Origin of the sequence: Citrobacter sp. MGH 55, from assembly GCF_016906145.1 — a bacterium.
In the GTDB taxonomy this organism is placed as follows: Bacteria; Pseudomonadota; Gammaproteobacteria; order Enterobacterales; family Enterobacteriaceae; genus Citrobacter_A; species Citrobacter_A amalonaticus.
In genome coordinates, this window is the sequence record NZ_CP070239.1 from 292,037 (window position 1) to 307,694 (window position 15,658).

Below are 15,658 nucleotides of genomic sequence, written 5' to 3' on the forward strand. Positions count from 1 at the left end.
TGTCTCTATAGCGCAGACTATAGCGCGGGATGATTATTAGCGGAAATGGATAATATTAATCGTATATTAGGGAAATTAATGAAGAGGGGATTTTGCCGGATGCTGCGATGCGCATCCGGCATAGCATTATTCTGCCGTGACTTCTTTCACGCGTTTGAAATTCACGTCCATCTGCGGATACGGGAAGCTGATTCCAGCGGCATCAAATTCACGCTTAATCCGCTCCAGTACGTCCCAGTACACGTTTTGCAGATCGCCGCTGTTGCTCCAGACGCGCACCACAAAGTTAATCGACGACGCGCCCAACTCATTCAGACGAACCGTCATTTCACGATCTTTCAGAATGCGATCGTCTGATTCGATAATCCCGGTGAGGATCTGTTTCACCTTATCGATATCAGAGTCGTAAGCGACGCTGATAATAAATTCATTACGGCGTACCGGCTCACGGGAAAAGTTGATGATATTGCCGGCAATGATTTTACCGTTCGGGATGACGACAATTTTACCGTCCACGGTGCGCATGGTGGTGGAGAAAATCTGCACATTCAGCACCGTCCCGGCAACGCCGCCCAGATCCACATACTCACCCGCACGGAACGGACGGAACATGACCAGCAGAACGCCTGCGGCAAGGTTAGACAACGATCCCTGCAACGCCAGACCGACCGCTAAACCGGCGGCACCGAGCACCGCAATCACCGACGCCGTCTGTACCCCTACCCGACCCAGTGCGGCAATCAGCGTGAAGGCAATAATTCCGTAGCGCACCAGCGCGGAAAGAAAGTCTGCCACGGTAGCATCGATATGCCGCGCCACCATCAGGCGGTTAACCGTATTCGACACCAGACGCGCCACGATCATCCCGACAATCACAATGGCCACTGCCGCCACGATGTTGACGGCATAGCTCAACAGCAATTCCTGGTTGCGGACCAGCCAGCTCCCCGCACCGTTGATGCTGTCGACAACATTCAAATCTTCCATTACATATTCCTTGGTCATCACAAATCAGAGCAAATGAGATCAATCTCACGAAAACACCCCGTTAAAGGTAAACAATAATGGGTGAATATGCCATTTTCGTTATGTTTCAATTCTGGATATCACGGCTATTGCCGTTCTGCAGGACGATCCACCATCCGCAAAAATCCCCCCACCAGCCCATGTTTTTGTTTAAAAATTGCGGCAATTTCGCTGACCACTTTTCCACTTCCGGCATTCTTCCAGGCGATAGAAAGCGGTGACGGCTGGCGAGGATTCACCACCGAACGAGCCACCAGTGCGCCGGATTCTACGTAAGGGCGACACAGACGTTCCGGTAAAAAACCGACGCCCAGGCCACTTAAGTGACAGGCCAGCTTGGTGCTGAGATCCGGAACCTTAATCTCCTTTTGTCCGCTCAGCAGCCAGGCCACACGACGGGTGAGCGTGCGCGACGTATCTTCAATATTGATGGCGGGGTAGCGACGCAGCATGTCGTCCGATAATACCGTTGCCGGATGACTGGCCAACGGGTGATTCTGCGCGACCACAAACTGCCAGCTAATGTCCCCCAGTGGCAGCAGTGAAATGTTGTTTGACAACGATTCGGAACCGGTCACGCCAATCGCCAGTTGATAGTCGTCATACAGCAGCGAATCCCACACGCCCATATAGACCTGGCGGGAGATCTGGAAACGGGTGAAGGGAAATTGTTGATGCAGCCACGTCAGTAAATCAGCGGTCGTCTGCGGCTGATAGAGCAAATTATTGATAACAATATTAACCTGACGCTCAACGCCCGCATTAATCTGCTGTAACTCATCAGGCATGGCGTCCAGCCAGTTAAGCCACTGGCGACAATGTTCGAGCAGATGCTGTCCCGCCAACGTCAGGCTGACGGAACGCGTGGTTCGTAAAAAGAGCTGCGTACCCACCTGCTCTTCCAGCGTTTTGATGCGGTAACTGATTGCCGCAGGCGTTTTATGCAGTGAGCTGGCCGCACGGGAAAAACTCTCCGTCTCAGCTACCCGAATAAATGTACGTATTGTTTCCTGATCGAGCATGCTTTCCCCTTGAGTCAGCCATCAGCCATCAGCCATCAGCCATCAGCCATCAGCCATCAGCCATCAGCAACCAGCGTTGCGCCAGCACAATCCCTAACACCATGTCAGCGCCGGAGGTGTGCCCCACCGCGAGCAGACGACGAAGTGCGTGGCCTGCGTCACGCCCGGTTTGCAAGCTGCGCATCACCCCCAACACCGGCGTCGAAAATTCGCCCACTCTGGCACTATTAAGATAGCTACAGCTTACCGACGTTGTCAGCTGCGCAAGTTGATCCGCCGGGGGTAAAAAAAGGTGAACCGGTATCCCGGCTGCAATAAAGACCGCCAGCATTCCCGTAAGCATATCATCACCGCTGGGCGTGAGTCCGGGACCTCGTCCAATCAGCCAGCGCCAGTCTGGCACGGCACCATTCGCCCAACGCTCCAGCCCGGCGACGATCTGCGGGTAACACGCCACGGTATCGAGTGGCTGGTTGAGCGCACCTCCCAGACCGGTTTGCTGAACACAGGAAGACAGATCGAGCAGTGCGATAGCAGAAGGAGTCAGTTGCAGCCTGAGCTGGCGCTGAGGGCGAAGGGTCACCCCCTGCCCGGTCAGCAGATCCCCGGTTTTGCACAAGCGCGAAACCGTCGTCAGGCGGGAGAACTGTGCACGACTCAACAGCACGCCGGTCGGCCCCATGCCTTTACCGTAGCGGTATAACGTCAGTAATTCGCCGTTGGCATGGCTGAAATTGATCGCCTGTGAGAAGCGACTGTGCAGCGTCCATTCACCCTCTGGAAGTCGATAAAGCCCGGCGCAGGCCAGGGCATTGAGAATGAACATAGGTTACTCCGAAATGCCGGATCGCGGCGCCACCTTATCCAGCCCACGAGTGACACCGATCCGTAGGCCCGGTGAGCGTTAGCGCCACCGGGCATTTCTGTTACGCCGTGATGTGATGCTCTTCCGCCAGCGCTTCCAACGCTTTTTCAAAGCACAGCAGCGGTGCACGTACGGTCCCCGCACCAACCTGGCCGATTCCGGCTTCGCGGTGAGCGATACCGGTGTTGATCAGCGGCGTAATCCCCGTTTCCACGACACGACGGATATCCAGCCCCAGACACGCCCCTTTGAAATCCCAGGACGGGATCTGGAACAAAGGGTTGTTGGCGAGGTAGATTTCCGCCATCTCCTCAGAGGTTTCCAGCGCGGCCCCCATACCGCCCGCACCGACGAAACGCGTCACGCCAGGTGCAGCAATCATGGCTGCGCCACCAATGCCCAGCGTCTCGGTAATGGCGCTATCACCGATATCCGGGTTAGCGTCAGCCTGACTGTAGCCGGTAAAGAACAAGCCCTGCGGCGTATTCACTGGCGCGGTAAACCAACGGTCGCCGGTGCCGCTGACGCGAATCCCGAACTCACGTCCGTTGCGCGTCATTGCGGTCACCACCGAACCGGCTTTAATCACTGCCGCCGCATCCATCACCGCTTTGCTGTAGGCCATCGCCAGGTTAAGGAAGAACTGATCGGTCACGCTCAGGAATTGCAGCACCTCAATGATTTCGGCTTTCGGACGATCAAGACCGGCGATCACAGGGGATAGCGTGCGCAGCAGTAACGACGAGGCCGCGATATTACGCTGATGGAATTCGTCCCCCATCGTAATCGCCTGAGCCATCATCGCCGTCAGATCCACGCCGTTCTCCATGCGCGACAAGGCCTCCTGTAACACCGGTGCCAGCGTATCGCGCATCCAGCGCAGACGCGTCTGCACATCCTCACCGTAGGCGCCGAAACGCATGACTTTGCCGATCCCTTCGTTCAGGTTGCAACAGGACTGATTGCCATGCACCACGTCACGTACGACCAGCACTGGCATGTTTGCAGAGGTGATGCCGCCCATCGGGCCGACGGCGCCAACATGGTGGCACGGGATAAATTCCACTTCGCCTTGATTCAGGAGACTGACAGCTTCCTCTTCACTGGCCGCCCACCCCTCAAACAGCGATGCGCCGATACAGGCACCTCGCATGGGTCCCGTCATCGCTTCCCAGGCAATCGGCGGGCCGGCGTGCAGCAATTTACGCCCGGAGGACAATTCAACCACCGCCTCTTTCGCAGGACGGACAGCAACCCAATGTGGGCGGGCGGCTTTGATGCGTTCAATAATGGCGTCGTTGGCCTGTGCAATTGATGAATACATATCGGTACCTCTGAATTAATGTAACTGCTTGAGTAAACTGGCGAGACGCGCATTGCCACCGGCAATCGGCGCCCACTGATAATGCACAACCGGCGTGCCGCTGCTTTGCAGATCCAGCGCGAAACTGCGCAGTCCGGCATTGATCACCTGTACGCCATCCAGCAAGGGATTAGGTTCAACGGATGGGCGAGAGTCCTGATGATGTGTCAGACTGATGGCGAGCAACACGGCCTCTTCCAGGGTTTCCACCACGGCGATGCCTGCATCACGCAGGATGTCGGTTTGTCCACTGCGTCCCTGTGGGTCGGCATCGGTTCCGGTGAGGGTGGCGATGGTGACCAGCGGCGCGTTTCGCGTTGCGCGAACCTGCTCGACAGCCTCAACAACGGCGCCCGCCGGATCAGCACAGGCGCCATAGCCCAGCACCACATCCAGCAGCAGCACGCCCACGTCCGGCATCGCTGCCAGCTTTTCGATTTCAATACTGCGAGTTGTCGGGTCAATCATCGGGTGTGGTCTGCCCAACGTGTAGCTGTCATCTCCCAGATCGACAATGCGATGGCCCTGCGCGTCGAGCATGACGCCAGCAGCGTGGCTTTCACTCACTGGCACACCCAGCCCGGCCGAAAGCAACATCGCCGCTTCAGCCGCGAGCGTTCCGCCGGCATACAGCCCATAAATGCCTTTGCCAGCCACCTCGGGTTGAATCAGGCGCTGCTGAGCCACTCGCATCAGCAACACGGCCAGTTGGGCGGCATCTGAGAGCGAATTCGCCAGCCAGACATTCCCCTCACGGCGTTGTTCCGGCTTATTCCCGAGAAAGAGCGCGACCACCGGTTTACCGACCTTTTGCATCGCATTGATAATGCGGGTTCTGACCTGCGGCGACGGCGGTTTAGAGACAAACGCGATCACCCGCGTGGCATCATCAGCAGCCAGCATCTCCAGCGCCGTTAACGCACTGATGCCTCCCACTTCCGCACTCAGATCGCGTCCCCCCAAACCGATGGCATGGCTGATCCCCTGTTGGTGCAGCGCAATCTGAGAGGTGACCTCCTGAATGCCCGTTCCGGACGCCCCGATTACACCAATTCCACCGTCGGGCAACACGTTCGCGAATGCCAGTGGGCTACCGGCAATCATCGCCGTCCCGCAGTCCGGCCCCATCACAATCAGCCCTTTTTCGCGGGCCAACGTTTTCAGCTCAACTTCCTGCTCAAGCGGTACGTTATCGGAAAACATCATCACGTTTTTACCGGCCAACAGCCCCTCTTTCGCTACGGAGGTCGCATACTCCCCGGCAACCGAAACCAGCAGCAGATTAGCCTGCGGTAATTTCTGGCACGCGCTCTCCCAGCGACGCGCCTTCAGCAGTTGCTGTGAACCGCCCGAGGCGCTGGCAATTGCGCTTAACTCTTTTTCCAGCTGTTCGCGGATTAATTCGAGGATCTCCGGTTGCTCGTCATGCGTTCGTACCGCCACACAAATATCGTTCGGTGTAGCCTCGACAAAATCGTCATGCCAGAAGCCCGTAGAATCCAGCATCGCTTTATTCGCTGGCGTTCCCATCATGACGGAAACCTGGTCAACTTCCGGTCGCTCACTTAATTTCCGGGAAATGATCATCAGGCTGACGGAGTCCTGAAAGCTTCCCTTTTTAATAAAGGCGTAAATCATTACCGCTACCTCTTATGTACGTTTTTCTTTCAAAAACAGCATCGCAACCAATCCAATCGCTAACAGAATGGCTGACACATAAAAACTGGATGCCAGGCTGCCCGTAATATCGCGCGCCGCGCCAGCAATAATGGGAGCAAGAATAGAAGAGCTCATGCCGATAAAATTAAATAAGCCAAACGCGGTGCTGTAATTATTTTCATCAACGCTATCGGCAACCAGCGCAACCAGCACGGGATCCAGTGCCAGTTTGCCGACGAGACCGTAAATACACAGGGCGACAATCACGCCAGTCATGTTTGGCATCCAGACAATGGACAGCATGCTGATGATCGCCACCGGGACGAGGAACATAATTAACGGTTTGCGCTTACCTAATTTGTCAGACAGGCTGGAGAATAACAGCGCGCCGGGGATTGAAATCCAGGCGACCAGCGAAGAAATAAACCCGGTTTCGCTACCGGCAATACCACGTTCATTTTGCAGATAATAGGGAAGCCAGGTCAGAATAACGAAGAAACCAAACAGGCTACAGAACACCATGATATAGGTCAGAACGAGGTTGCGGTTTTTCAAGAGATCGCTGAATTTGCCTTTTTTTACCGGCTGTCCGTCGGTATCTACAGTGCGTTTCTTTTCTTTCACAAACAGCCAGATCGCAATCCCCACCAGTACTGAAGGAACCGCCATCGCGTAGAACGGCATCTGCCATGAATGGCCCTGATCGTACACCAGCCAGCTTGAGGTCATCAGTCCCAGCGCAATACCGAAGGCCATGCCGCTATTGATGATTGCGCTGCCGAGCGAGCGATATTTTTTAGGGATTTGCTCGGAAGAAAGGCCGTACTGTGGACCGTAATAGGTCCCTTCTCCCGCGCCCGTGACAACGCGGGCAAACAGCAGCGTGTACCAACTTTTTGCCCAACCGGTAACGGCCGTGAAAACGCCAAAGAGAATAAACCCAGGCACCAGCACTTTTTTCTTACCGATTTTATCACCCAGTATTCCGGCCGGGACCTGTAATAACGCATAAGAAAAATAAAACACAGAATTAAGAATGCCTAATTGCGTTCCACTTAGGCCAAACTCTTTTTCCAGTTCACCCATCACCGGGTTCAATACCGTCCGGTCGGCGTACATGAAAATCCACCCCAGCCAGAACAGGAAAATGGTCACCCACCAGGCCGGTATTCCTTTTTTCTTCGTGACCTCAGTCACTTCACATGATTCAGACATAAGCAATCTCCCGGTAATATTTACCGTTGAACACCTCATATTATCTGACGATTGATGAGGCTTGATGTTTTAACTCTGCTCACCATATCGGGCCGCGACATCATTTCGTTTGAGCAAAGTCACACAAAATCCATTGTTATAAATTCCTGGGAACTGACCGCAACATTATTAAAAAAAGTCTAACAATCATTTTTTAAATATTTTAAACAAAGTAATTAAAAACAATCCTAATTAACGCGTTATTTTTATCAGTCAATAAGCTGTCGAATAAGTCACATTATAAAAAAACCGGAACGTTATTTTGACCACGAGATATTTTGCACATTGAGGTCATAATGAAAAAGAAACTAGTCATTGCACTGGGTGGGAATGCATTATTACAGCGCGGAGAGATATTGAGTGCGGAAAACCAACAACGCAGCATTCAGGTTTTTGCGCAACGGGTAGCGACGCTGGCTCGCGATTTTCAACTGGTGATTGTTCACGGAAACGGGCCTCAGGTCGGGTTGCTGGCGTTGCAGAACGCGGCCTACACGGAATCACCCGCCTGGCCGCTTGATATACTGGTGGCTGAAAGCCAGGGAATGATTGGCGCCGCCATCGCCCAGGCGCTGACGCAAAATACGGGGGGTTGCCCCGTGACCACGCTGATGACACGTGTAGAAGTAGACCCGCAGGATGAGGCGTTTGCCACTCCGGGTAAGTACATAGGGCCCGTCTATCAACCGGATCAACAAGCTGAACTGGAACAACGCTATGGCTGGACGATGAAGGCGGATGGACAATACATTCGACGGGTCGTTCCCTCACCGATACCGCAAAACATCCTCGACGGCGAGGCCATCCAGATGCTGATGGAAGCAGGGCATACGGTGATTTGCTGTGGCGGTGGCGGCGTTCCGGTGGTAGCTCAGGGTAACGGATACGTGGGTACTGAAGCGGTGATCGACAAAGATCTGACAGCTGCGGTGTTGGCGAATACCATCAACGCCGATCATCTGCTGATCCTGACCGATGCCGATGCCGTCTATGAACACTGGGGTACTCCACAGGCGCGCGCGTTACGACATGTCACAACCGAAGAGTTGGCGCCGTTTGCGGCACCGGATGGCGCAATGGGACCAAAAGCGGCGGCGGTGATCCAGTTTGTTAAGCAAACCGGGCGTTCGGCGTTTATTGGCGCGCTGAAAGATGCACCGCAGATACTCACAGGCGAGAAAGGTACCTGCGTGACGCAGTAACCCCCTGCCGTTTGGCATTGTCGGATGGCGAGATTCTCCGGCAACCACGCAAAAAAGGCTTCCCGAAGGAAGCCTTTTTACAATCAGCAGGCTACATTACAGAACGTCAATTGCGTTCAGTTCTTTGAAAGCCTGTTCCAGACGCGTGATCATGGAAGTCTGGCCAGCACGCAGCCATACGCGCGGATCGTAGTATTTCTTGTTCGGCTGATCTTCGCCTTTCGGGTTGCCCAACTGACCCTGCAGATACGCTTCATTCGCTTTGTAGTAGTTCAGAACACCTTCCCAGGTCGCCCATTGGGTATCGGTATCGATGTTCATTTTGACTACACCGTAGCTTACGGAATCTTTGATTTCCTGAGCGGTAGAACCGGAACCACCGTGGAAGACGAAGTTCAGGCTGTTGTGCGGCAGGTTGTGTTTCTTAGAAACATAGTCCTGAGAGTCGCGCAGGATGGTCGGGGTCAGAACCACGTTACCCGGCTTGTAAACGCCGTGTACGTTACCGAAAGAAGCCGCGATAGTGAAACGCGGGCTGATTTTGCTCAGCTCGGTGTACGCGTAATCCACATCTTCCGGCTGGGTGTACAGGGCAGAAGCGTCCATGTGGCTGTTGTCCACACCATCTTCTTCACCACCGGTGCAACCCAGTTCGATTTCCAGGGTCATGCCCATTTTGGACATGCGCGCCAGGTATTTGGAGCAGATTTCGATATTCTCTTCCAGTGACTCTTCAGACAGGTCGATCATATGAGAAGAGAACAGCGGTTTACCGGTCGCCGCGAAGTGTTTTTCACCTGCGTCCAGCAGACCGTCGATCCACGGCAGCAGTTTCTTCGCGCAGTGGTCAGTGTGCAGGATAACCGGAACACCGTAGTGCTCAGCCATCTGATGTACGTGGTGCGCACCAGAGATCGCGCCCAGGATTGCCGCACCCTGAGGAACGTCAGTTTTCACGCCTTTACCCGCGATGAACGCAGCGCCACCGTTGGAGAACTGTACGATAACCGGCGCTTTAACTTTTGCAGCGGTTTCCAGAACGGCGTTGATAGAGTCGGTACCGACGCAGTTAACTGCTGGCAGAGCGAAGTTGTTTTCTTTTGCTACCTGGAAAACTTTCTGTACGTCATCACCGGTGATAACGCCAGGTTTTACGAAATCAAAAATTTTAGACATGTTACGAGTCCTGTATCTTCGGCCTTGGAAAGGGGTGCGTGCCACTTAAGCGCGCTGAAAATTGGGCAGGTTTCCCTGCCCATGAGTGTCTTACTTCTTAGCGCGCTCTTCGAGCATCGCTACGGCAGGCAGAACTTTACCTTCCACGAATTCGAGGAATGCGCCACCGCCAGTGGAGATGTAGGAGATTTTGTCAGCAATACCGAACAGGTCAATAGCCGCCAGCGTGTCACCGCCGCCTGCGATAGAGAACGCGTCGCTGTCAGCAATTGCGTTAGCTACGATTTCAGTTCCTTTACGGAAGTTCGGGAATTCAAACACGCCAACCGGGCCGTTCCACAGAATGGTTTTTGCATTCTTCAGGATTTCAGCCAGCTGTTGTGCAGAAGCGTCGCCGATATCCAGGATCTGCTCGTCTTCTTTCACGTCGTTGACGGATTTCAGCGTGGCGGCAGCGCTTTCAGAGAACTCGGTCGCGACGCGAACGTCAGTCGGAACCGGGATATCGCACGTGGTCAGCAGACGTTTGGCTTCGTCAACCAGATCGGCTTCGTACAGGGATTTGCCCACATTGTGGCCCTGAGCGGCAACGAAGGTGTTCGCGATGCCGCCGCCAACGATCAGCTGATCAGCGATTTTGGACAGGGAATCCAGAACGGTCAGTTTGGTGGAAACTTTAGAACCGCCCACGATAGCGACCATCGGACGAGCCGGCTCTTTCAGCGCTTTACCCAGCGCATCCAGTTCTGCAGCCAGCAGCGGACCGGCACATGCGACGTCAGCAAATTTGCCGATACCGTGAGTGGAAGCCTGTGCACGGTGAGCCGTACCAAATGCGTCCATCACGAACACATCACACAGCGCAGCGTATTTTTTGGACAGCGCTTCGTCGTCTTTCTTCTCGCCTTTGTTGAAGCGAACGTTTTCCAGCACCACCAGTTCACCGGCAGCGACTTCAACGCCGTCGAGGTAATCTTTTACCAGGCGAACCGGGTTAGACAGTTTGTCTTTCAGGTAATTAACAACCGGCAGCAGAGAGAATTCTTCGTTGTACTCGCCTTCGGTAGGACGACCCAGGTGGGAAGTCACCATCACTTTAGCGCCTTGTTTCAGGGCCAGTTCGATGGTCGGCAGAGAAGCACGGATACGCGCATCGCTGGTCACTTTCCCTTCTTTAACTGGTACGTTCAGATCCGCACGGATAAAAACACGTTTACCAGCAAGATCCAAATCGGTCATCTTGATTACAGACATGGTGAATCCTCTCGTTGATTCTTGATAAAGTTTTGCAGACGCCCTTGCGCCCTACCTGAAACCTTTTGCAGCCATCGCTAACGTGGTGTCGAGCATTCTGTTAGCAAAGCCCCATTCATTGTCACACCAGACCAGTGTCTTAATAAGGTGCGCGCCACTGACCCGCGTTTGTGTACCATCAACAATGGCGCTATGCGGGTCGTGATTAAAATCGACGGAGACCAACGGTAATTCCGTATAGTCAACTATATCATGAAATGCACCTTGTGCCGCTTTTTGCAGCAACTGGTTGACTTCATTGGCTTTTACTGGCTTCATCACCGTAACGCTTAAGTCGATTGCCGTGACGTTTATCGTCGGTACCCGCACCGCAATCGCTTCAAAACGATCGTTAAACTGCGGGAAAATTCGGGTGATACCTGCCGCCAGTTTGGTATCGACCGGAATGATCGACTGACTCGCCGCGCGCGTCCGACGCAGGTCAGAATGGTACGCATCAATCACCTGCTGGTCGTGCATCGCGGAGTGAATGGTCGTCACCGTACCGGACTCTATGCCATAGGCATCATCCAATAATTTGATAATGGGAATAATACAATTCGTGGTACACGAAGCATTGGAGACGATGCGGTGGTCCGCGCGCAGTTGATCCTGATTGACGCCAAATACCACGGTGGCGTCGAGATCGTTGCTGCCAGGATGTGAAAAGAGCACTTTCTTCGCGCCAGCGGCGATATGCGCCTCGCCGTGTTCGCGGTTCCCGTAGACGCCCGTACAGTCCAGTACGATATCAACGCCGAGCTCGCGCCACGGAAGCGCCTCAAGCGAAGACTCATGCAGAATGCGAATCGCGTCGTCGCCAACTATGAGCTGCTCACGCTCCTGGCGAACGTCCCATGCAAAACGTCCATGGCTGGTGTCATATTTCAACAAATGCGCCATGCCTGAAGCATCCGCCAGTTCATTGATTGCCACCACGGTGATTTCCGCCCGACGTCCGGATTCATATAAAGCACGAACCACATTACGTCCGATGCGACCGAAGCCATTAATCGCTACGCGTACGGTCATAGATCTCCTGCAAGGCTATCCCGATTCAGATGTGGCTGACAGAGTAATCCAGCGCATCGTTCAGGGAAACCTTACCTGTCGCAAACTGCGACTGATTGATTATTTGTCGAACATTTAATCGACTGAAACGCTTCAGCTAGAATAAGCGAAACGGGGAATAAAAGGAATGATTGTCCAGACGATTAAGCCAGCTATATGACCTGCATCACATTTTACCCGCTACGAACGGGGGTAATTATTCCAGTAAGCCGTAATAATCATCACGTCTTAGCTGGAATAATTTATCATCAGGCGAGACGGTATTCCCCAGTGGCATTCATCTCCAGTAGCAGACTAGCAGGACGACTCTCGCGCAGCACTCGCTCAACATTCGGTCCGTCTGTGCGTTCGTAAAACGCCTCGGCATCGGCTGGCGATAATCCTCCAGCCAGCTTGCGCCCCACCAGTCGCGCACGCAGGGCCTCCGCTGGCGCGCGAATAAACAGGGAAAAATCGCAGAACGCCGCCAGCGCCCGCCATCTCTCGTCATCCCGCAGCAGCCAGTTCCCTTCCACAATGACAATCGGCGCGCTCACCACAATCGCGTCTTCGACCGGATCGTGCTTTTGCCGATCATATTGCGGCCAGGTCCCTTCGCCTTCTCTAATCTGTCGCAGATTCTGCGCCAGTTTTTCAACGTCAAACGTCTCTGGTGCCCCTTTGTACGCACGCAGATGGTGCGTGTCCAGCCAGTCATTGTAATGATGGAAACCATCCATCGGGAGCGTCTGGATCGCCGGCAAAGAGGGTTCCTGACGAGAAAGCCACTCCCAGAACGTGGTCAGTGTGGATTTTCCGGTCCCGGGCGGCGCACTCAGAAACACAACGGTGCGTCGTCTGGCGTTCGCGGAATGGACGTTTGCCAGTCGCTGTAATAACGGCTTATGAACGTTCTCTATCTCATCATCATGATAATGGGCTTCAACCCGCAACCCGTTGACCATCAGTCCGATTTTCACGGTGTTAATTCCTTTAAAATTGACGTTACCGCCAGCGTCATTGCCGTCTTGACCATTCCGGAAAAACGCACCTCAGACCACGCCGCAAAGTCGGCAAATTTCATCGACTCCAGCGCACTATATAAGGTCGTATTGCGGGTAATACTGTTGACGTTGCTGATAAAATCCCAGGTGATGTCATCGGCAAATCCCGGGATCTCATCCCGTTCGCTGACGTACTGATAAAACTGCGAAAAATGCGTAATATCGGCATAAAGCCATTTATCCATTTTTCCCAGCGCATAAATCAGGCGCAGCGCAACGTCAATATCATCAAGCGGCCCACTCTGGGCAAGTAACGGCTTCACTGCATATTCCACAATCTCTTCATCGTTATCGACAAATAGCGACGGCAGAAAGCGCTTAATGCCCTGTAGCAAAATGGAATGTGCCGTCGTCATAAACGAAAGTAAGTTATTTTGAGCATCCAGTTGCTCCAGCACATCGTCTTCTGTCAGCGTCGTCATTTGTTTCCCGATCAATCACCATGAATGCAGAGAGTCTATTATATTACACGTTCGATCCGCGCCGCCGATCAGTAAAGTTTGCGTACGCACCCCCTTTGCAACCTGTTGGATCCCATTCACAAGATCGCCGCCGGTCACTCCGGTCGCGCTGAAGAGAACGTCATGTCCCGCTACCAGTTCATCGAGCGTATAGATCCGATTGACCTCGACGCCCATTTCCGCGCAGCGCTGGCGCTCCAGGGCGGCGATAAGACGATGCTCTTCGGTGTCGCCTTTCGCTTCACAAAAATCGATCAGCTCGGCCTGCATATCCCCCCCCAACGCTTTCACCGCACAGGCGGAAATCACGCCTTCTGGTGCACCGCCAATGGTATACATCAGGTCATAAGGGTTATCCTGTAAACAGGCCAGAACACTGGCGGCCACATCACCATCAGACAGGGCAAAGACTTTCACCCCCAACTGCGTGGCTTCGGCAATCGCTGGCTGAAGCCGCGGTTTATCCAGCGTGGCCATGCGCAGTCGGTCCAGCGGTTTGCCCAGCGCTTTCGCCACCTGACGCAGATTATCCGCCAGGGGCCGCGCCAGGTTAATCACCCCTTTCGCCTGCCGGTTAACAACCAGCTTTTTCATGTACATATCAGGGGCATGTAACAAGCTTCCCCGCGGCGCAAACGCCATCACCGCCAGCGCATTGCTCTGCCCCATCGCAACCATCCGGGTGCCTTCAATAGGATCGACCGCGATATCAACCTCTGGCCCGCTGCCGCTGCCAACCTCTTCGCCAATCCACAGCATCGGCGCGTGATCAATCTCGCCCTCACCAATGACGATGCGCCCGCGAATAGCGATGTCATTCAAGGCCGTGCGCATCGCACTCACTGCCAGTCCATCTATTTTGTTCTTATCGCCGCAGCCGGTTTGCGGCCAGGCAGCCAGCGCTGCCTGCTCCGTGATGCGAAACAGCGGCCATGCCAACGACTTCATGCCGCCGCCTCCCCGATATCCACGCCAAACTGCGCCAGCAGATACTTTTCTGCTTTCTCATTCCAGATTCCGTGTGTCTCCTCCACAAGACGCGCCAGTTCTCTGAATAACGGATCGGTTTTGCCTTTCTCAGCGAAATCAGCAATTGCCGTCAGCGGCATCGTCACACCGTTATAGATAAGCTTCTTGCCGCCTGGAATATCCGGCAAATTCAGAACGGTATCGGGCACTGCATCGAGACCACCAATATGGGTCACCATAAACGATGGCTGAAGCTGGCCCGTCGCACTCAGTGCAATCGCCTCTTTCATGTCCTCAGTGGAACCGCCAGAGGTTCCGACTACGTGAGTACTGTTGTAATGCACGTTGTAGAAATTAAACGGCACCTTGAAACGACTATCCGTCGGACCGGCAAAGAAGTTCAGACAGCCATCTTCTGCCAGAAGATCGTCAGCCATCTCCACGACGGCTGGCACGGCGGCATAGACAAAAACGTCATCGAACCCGGCGCCGCCCGTTAATTCGCGCAGTTGCGTCGCGGGGTCGGCCATACCGGACGAATTCACATAGGTGAGTTCGATTCCCTTGCGTGCGGCCAGTTCGACTGGCAGGAGTTTTTTAGCCTGCTCCAGACGCGTTTCATCAATATCCACCACCACCACGCGTGCCGGTTGGATCCCGCCGTTAATGGCATAATCAATCGCACCGATCCCCATTGGCCCGGCGCAGGCTAAAAGCGCAATATTGCCGCCGGGCTTAATCCCCATTCGGTGCTCATACACATAAGGCGTCGTATGATAATTCGCTTTATAGGCACCAATGATGCAACACATCGGTTCCGCCAGCGAGGCGGCCGCAAAATAAGAACCGTGGTATGGCAATACGCATCCCAGATTTATCGCAATTTCAGGGATAATCATATACGTGGCATTACCACCGAAATATTCGTAGCTGTATCCCGCGGAATAGCCGCTCGGCAATCCCATTGCGGGTTGTAAAACAAAACGTTGCCCTTTTTTATATTTCCCGGTTAAATTTTTACCTACTTCAACAATGATCCCGGCACATTCGTGACCGGTAATCACCGGATGATTTTCCAGATCATCAGGAACACGTTTATGTTCACTGGCTAATGTCGCGGCCTTCCAGGTAGATAAACATACGCTGTCGGAAATCACGCTGACTAACAGTTCATTATCCGTAATTTCAGGTAATTCAAACTCACGGATACGTACATCTTGTTTGCCATATATTGCAGCCACTTTCGTTTTCATA

14 protein-coding genes are annotated in these 15,658 nt (G+C 53.8%); 1 reads left to right on the forward strand and 13 read right to left on the reverse strand.

From position 1 onward, the window contains the following. Positions 1 to 126: 126 nt before the first annotated feature. The 6 genes from JTI98_RS01235 to JTI98_RS01260 form a co-directional block, all read right to left on the reverse strand. Positions 127 to 987, reverse strand: coding sequence for a small-conductance mechanosensitive channel MscS (locus tag JTI98_RS01235; protein ID WP_042998033.1), 861 nt, complete (start codon positions 985 to 987; stop codon positions 127 to 129). Positions 988 to 1,112: 125 nt separating this feature from the next. Continuing rightward, on the reverse strand, positions 1,113 to 2,048 hold the full coding sequence (allS, locus tag JTI98_RS01240) for an HTH-type transcriptional activator AllS (RefSeq protein WP_042998034.1): 936 nt from the start codon (positions 2,046 to 2,048) through the stop codon (positions 1,113 to 1,115). Between the two features lie 49 nt (positions 2,049 to 2,097). Beyond that, positions 2,098 to 2,874, reverse strand: coding sequence for a DUF2877 domain-containing protein (locus JTI98_RS01245; RefSeq protein ID WP_252869611.1), 777 nt, complete (start codon positions 2,872 to 2,874; stop codon positions 2,098 to 2,100). Between the two features lie 100 nt (positions 2,875 to 2,974). After that, complete coding sequence (locus JTI98_RS01250; protein WP_046401617.1) at positions 2,975 to 4,237, reverse strand: DUF1116 domain-containing protein; 1,263 nt, start codon at positions 4,235 to 4,237, stop codon at positions 2,975 to 2,977. Between the two features lie 15 nt (positions 4,238 to 4,252). After that, complete coding sequence (locus tag JTI98_RS01255; RefSeq protein WP_044328364.1) at positions 4,253 to 5,914, reverse strand: acyl-CoA synthetase FdrA; 1,662 nt, start codon at positions 5,912 to 5,914, stop codon at positions 4,253 to 4,255. 12 nt (positions 5,915 to 5,926) lie between these two features. Next, complete coding sequence (locus JTI98_RS01260; protein ID WP_216081837.1) at positions 5,927 to 7,150, reverse strand: MFS transporter; 1,224 nt, start codon at positions 7,148 to 7,150, stop codon at positions 5,927 to 5,929. A gap of 335 nt (positions 7,151 to 7,485) precedes the next feature. On the opposite strand from JTI98_RS01260, the gene JTI98_RS01265 reads away from it, so the two are divergent. Continuing rightward, the gene (locus JTI98_RS01265; protein WP_058587595.1) at positions 7,486 to 8,391 is read left to right on the forward strand and encodes a carbamate kinase; all 906 of its coding nucleotides are present in this window, start codon (positions 7,486 to 7,488) and stop codon (positions 8,389 to 8,391) included. 96 nt (positions 8,392 to 8,487) lie between these two features. On the opposite strand, the gene fbaA is transcribed toward JTI98_RS01265, so the two are convergent. The 7 genes from fbaA to JTI98_RS01300 all read right to left on the reverse strand — a co-directional run bounded on the left by fbaA (position 8,488) and on the right by JTI98_RS01300 (position 15,657). Then, positions 8,488 to 9,567: a class II fructose-bisphosphate aldolase gene (gene fbaA / locus JTI98_RS01270; RefSeq protein WP_042998040.1), complete on the reverse strand. Its 1,080-nt coding sequence runs from the start codon at positions 9,565 to 9,567 to the stop codon at positions 8,488 to 8,490. A 90-nt stretch (positions 9,568 to 9,657) separates the two neighbouring features. Further along, positions 9,658 to 10,821, reverse strand: a complete 1,164-nt coding sequence (pgk, locus tag JTI98_RS01275; RefSeq protein WP_042324055.1) for a phosphoglycerate kinase — start codon at positions 10,819 to 10,821, stop codon at positions 9,658 to 9,660. Positions 10,822 to 10,872: 51 nt separating this feature from the next. Beyond that, on the reverse strand, positions 10,873 to 11,892 hold the full coding sequence (gene epd, locus JTI98_RS01280; RefSeq protein WP_042998041.1) for an erythrose-4-phosphate dehydrogenase: 1,020 nt from the start codon (positions 11,890 to 11,892) through the stop codon (positions 10,873 to 10,875). A gap of 287 nt (positions 11,893 to 12,179) precedes the next feature. Next, positions 12,180 to 12,890, reverse strand: coding sequence for a nucleoside/nucleotide kinase family protein (locus JTI98_RS01285; RefSeq protein ID WP_042998042.1), 711 nt, complete (start codon positions 12,888 to 12,890; stop codon positions 12,180 to 12,182). After that, positions 12,887 to 13,396 carry an MltR family transcriptional regulator gene (locus JTI98_RS01290; protein WP_042998043.1) on the reverse strand — a complete coding sequence of 170 codons (510 nt, stop codon included), beginning with the start codon at positions 13,394 to 13,396 and terminating at the stop codon, positions 12,887 to 12,889. The genes JTI98_RS01285 and JTI98_RS01290 overlap by 4 nt, the downstream gene beginning before the upstream one ends. Positions 13,397 to 13,411: 15 nt before the next feature. Next, complete coding sequence (gene glpX / locus JTI98_RS01295) at positions 13,412 to 14,383, reverse strand: class II fructose-bisphosphatase (protein ID WP_216081838.1); 972 nt, start codon at positions 14,381 to 14,383, stop codon at positions 13,412 to 13,414. After that, positions 14,380 to 15,657, reverse strand: a complete 1,278-nt coding sequence (locus JTI98_RS01300; protein ID WP_216081839.1) for a zinc-binding dehydrogenase — start codon at positions 15,655 to 15,657, stop codon at positions 14,380 to 14,382. Before JTI98_RS01300 ends, glpX begins: the two co-directional genes overlap by 4 nt. Position 15,658 lies beyond the last annotated feature (1 nt).

Bases quoted from the DNA above. Each gene is read 5' to 3' on its own strand.
- JTI98_RS01235 (WP_042998033.1), bottom strand. From the start codon at position 987: ATGGAAGATTTGAATGTTGTCGACAGCATCAACGGTGCGGGGAGCTGG.
- allS (WP_042998034.1), bottom strand. From the start codon at position 2,048: ATGCTCGATCAGGAAACAATACGTACATTTATTCGGGTAGCTGAGACG.
- JTI98_RS01245 (WP_252869611.1), bottom strand. From the start codon at position 2,874: ATGTTCATTCTCAATGCCCTGGCCTGCGCCGGGCTTTATCGACTTCCA.
- JTI98_RS01250 (WP_046401617.1), bottom strand. From the start codon at position 4,237: ATGTATTCATCAATTGCACAGGCCAACGACGCCATTATTGAACGCATC.
- JTI98_RS01255 (WP_044328364.1), bottom strand. From the start codon at position 5,914: ATGATTTACGCCTTTATTAAAAAGGGAAGCTTTCAGGACTCCGTCAGC.
- JTI98_RS01260 (WP_216081837.1), bottom strand. From the start codon at position 7,150: ATGTCTGAATCATGTGAAGTGACTGAGGTCACGAAGAAAAAAGGAATA.
- JTI98_RS01265 (WP_058587595.1), top strand. From the start codon at position 7,486: ATGAAAAAGAAACTAGTCATTGCACTGGGTGGGAATGCATTATTACAG.
- fbaA (WP_042998040.1), bottom strand. From the start codon at position 9,567: ATGTCTAAAATTTTTGATTTCGTAAAACCTGGCGTTATCACCGGTGAT.
- pgk (WP_042324055.1), bottom strand. From the start codon at position 10,821: ATGTCTGTAATCAAGATGACCGATTTGGATCTTGCTGGTAAACGTGTT.
- epd (WP_042998041.1), bottom strand. From the start codon at position 11,892: ATGACCGTACGCGTAGCGATTAATGGCTTCGGTCGCATCGGACGTAAT.
- JTI98_RS01290 (WP_042998043.1), bottom strand. From the start codon at position 13,396: ATGACGACGCTGACAGAAGACGATGTGCTGGAGCAACTGGATGCTCAA.
- glpX (WP_216081838.1), bottom strand. From the start codon at position 14,383: ATGAAGTCGTTGGCATGGCCGCTGTTTCGCATCACGGAGCAGGCAGCG.
- JTI98_RS01300 (WP_216081839.1), bottom strand. From the start codon at position 15,657: ATGAAAACGAAAGTGGCTGCAATATATGGCAAACAAGATGTACGTATC.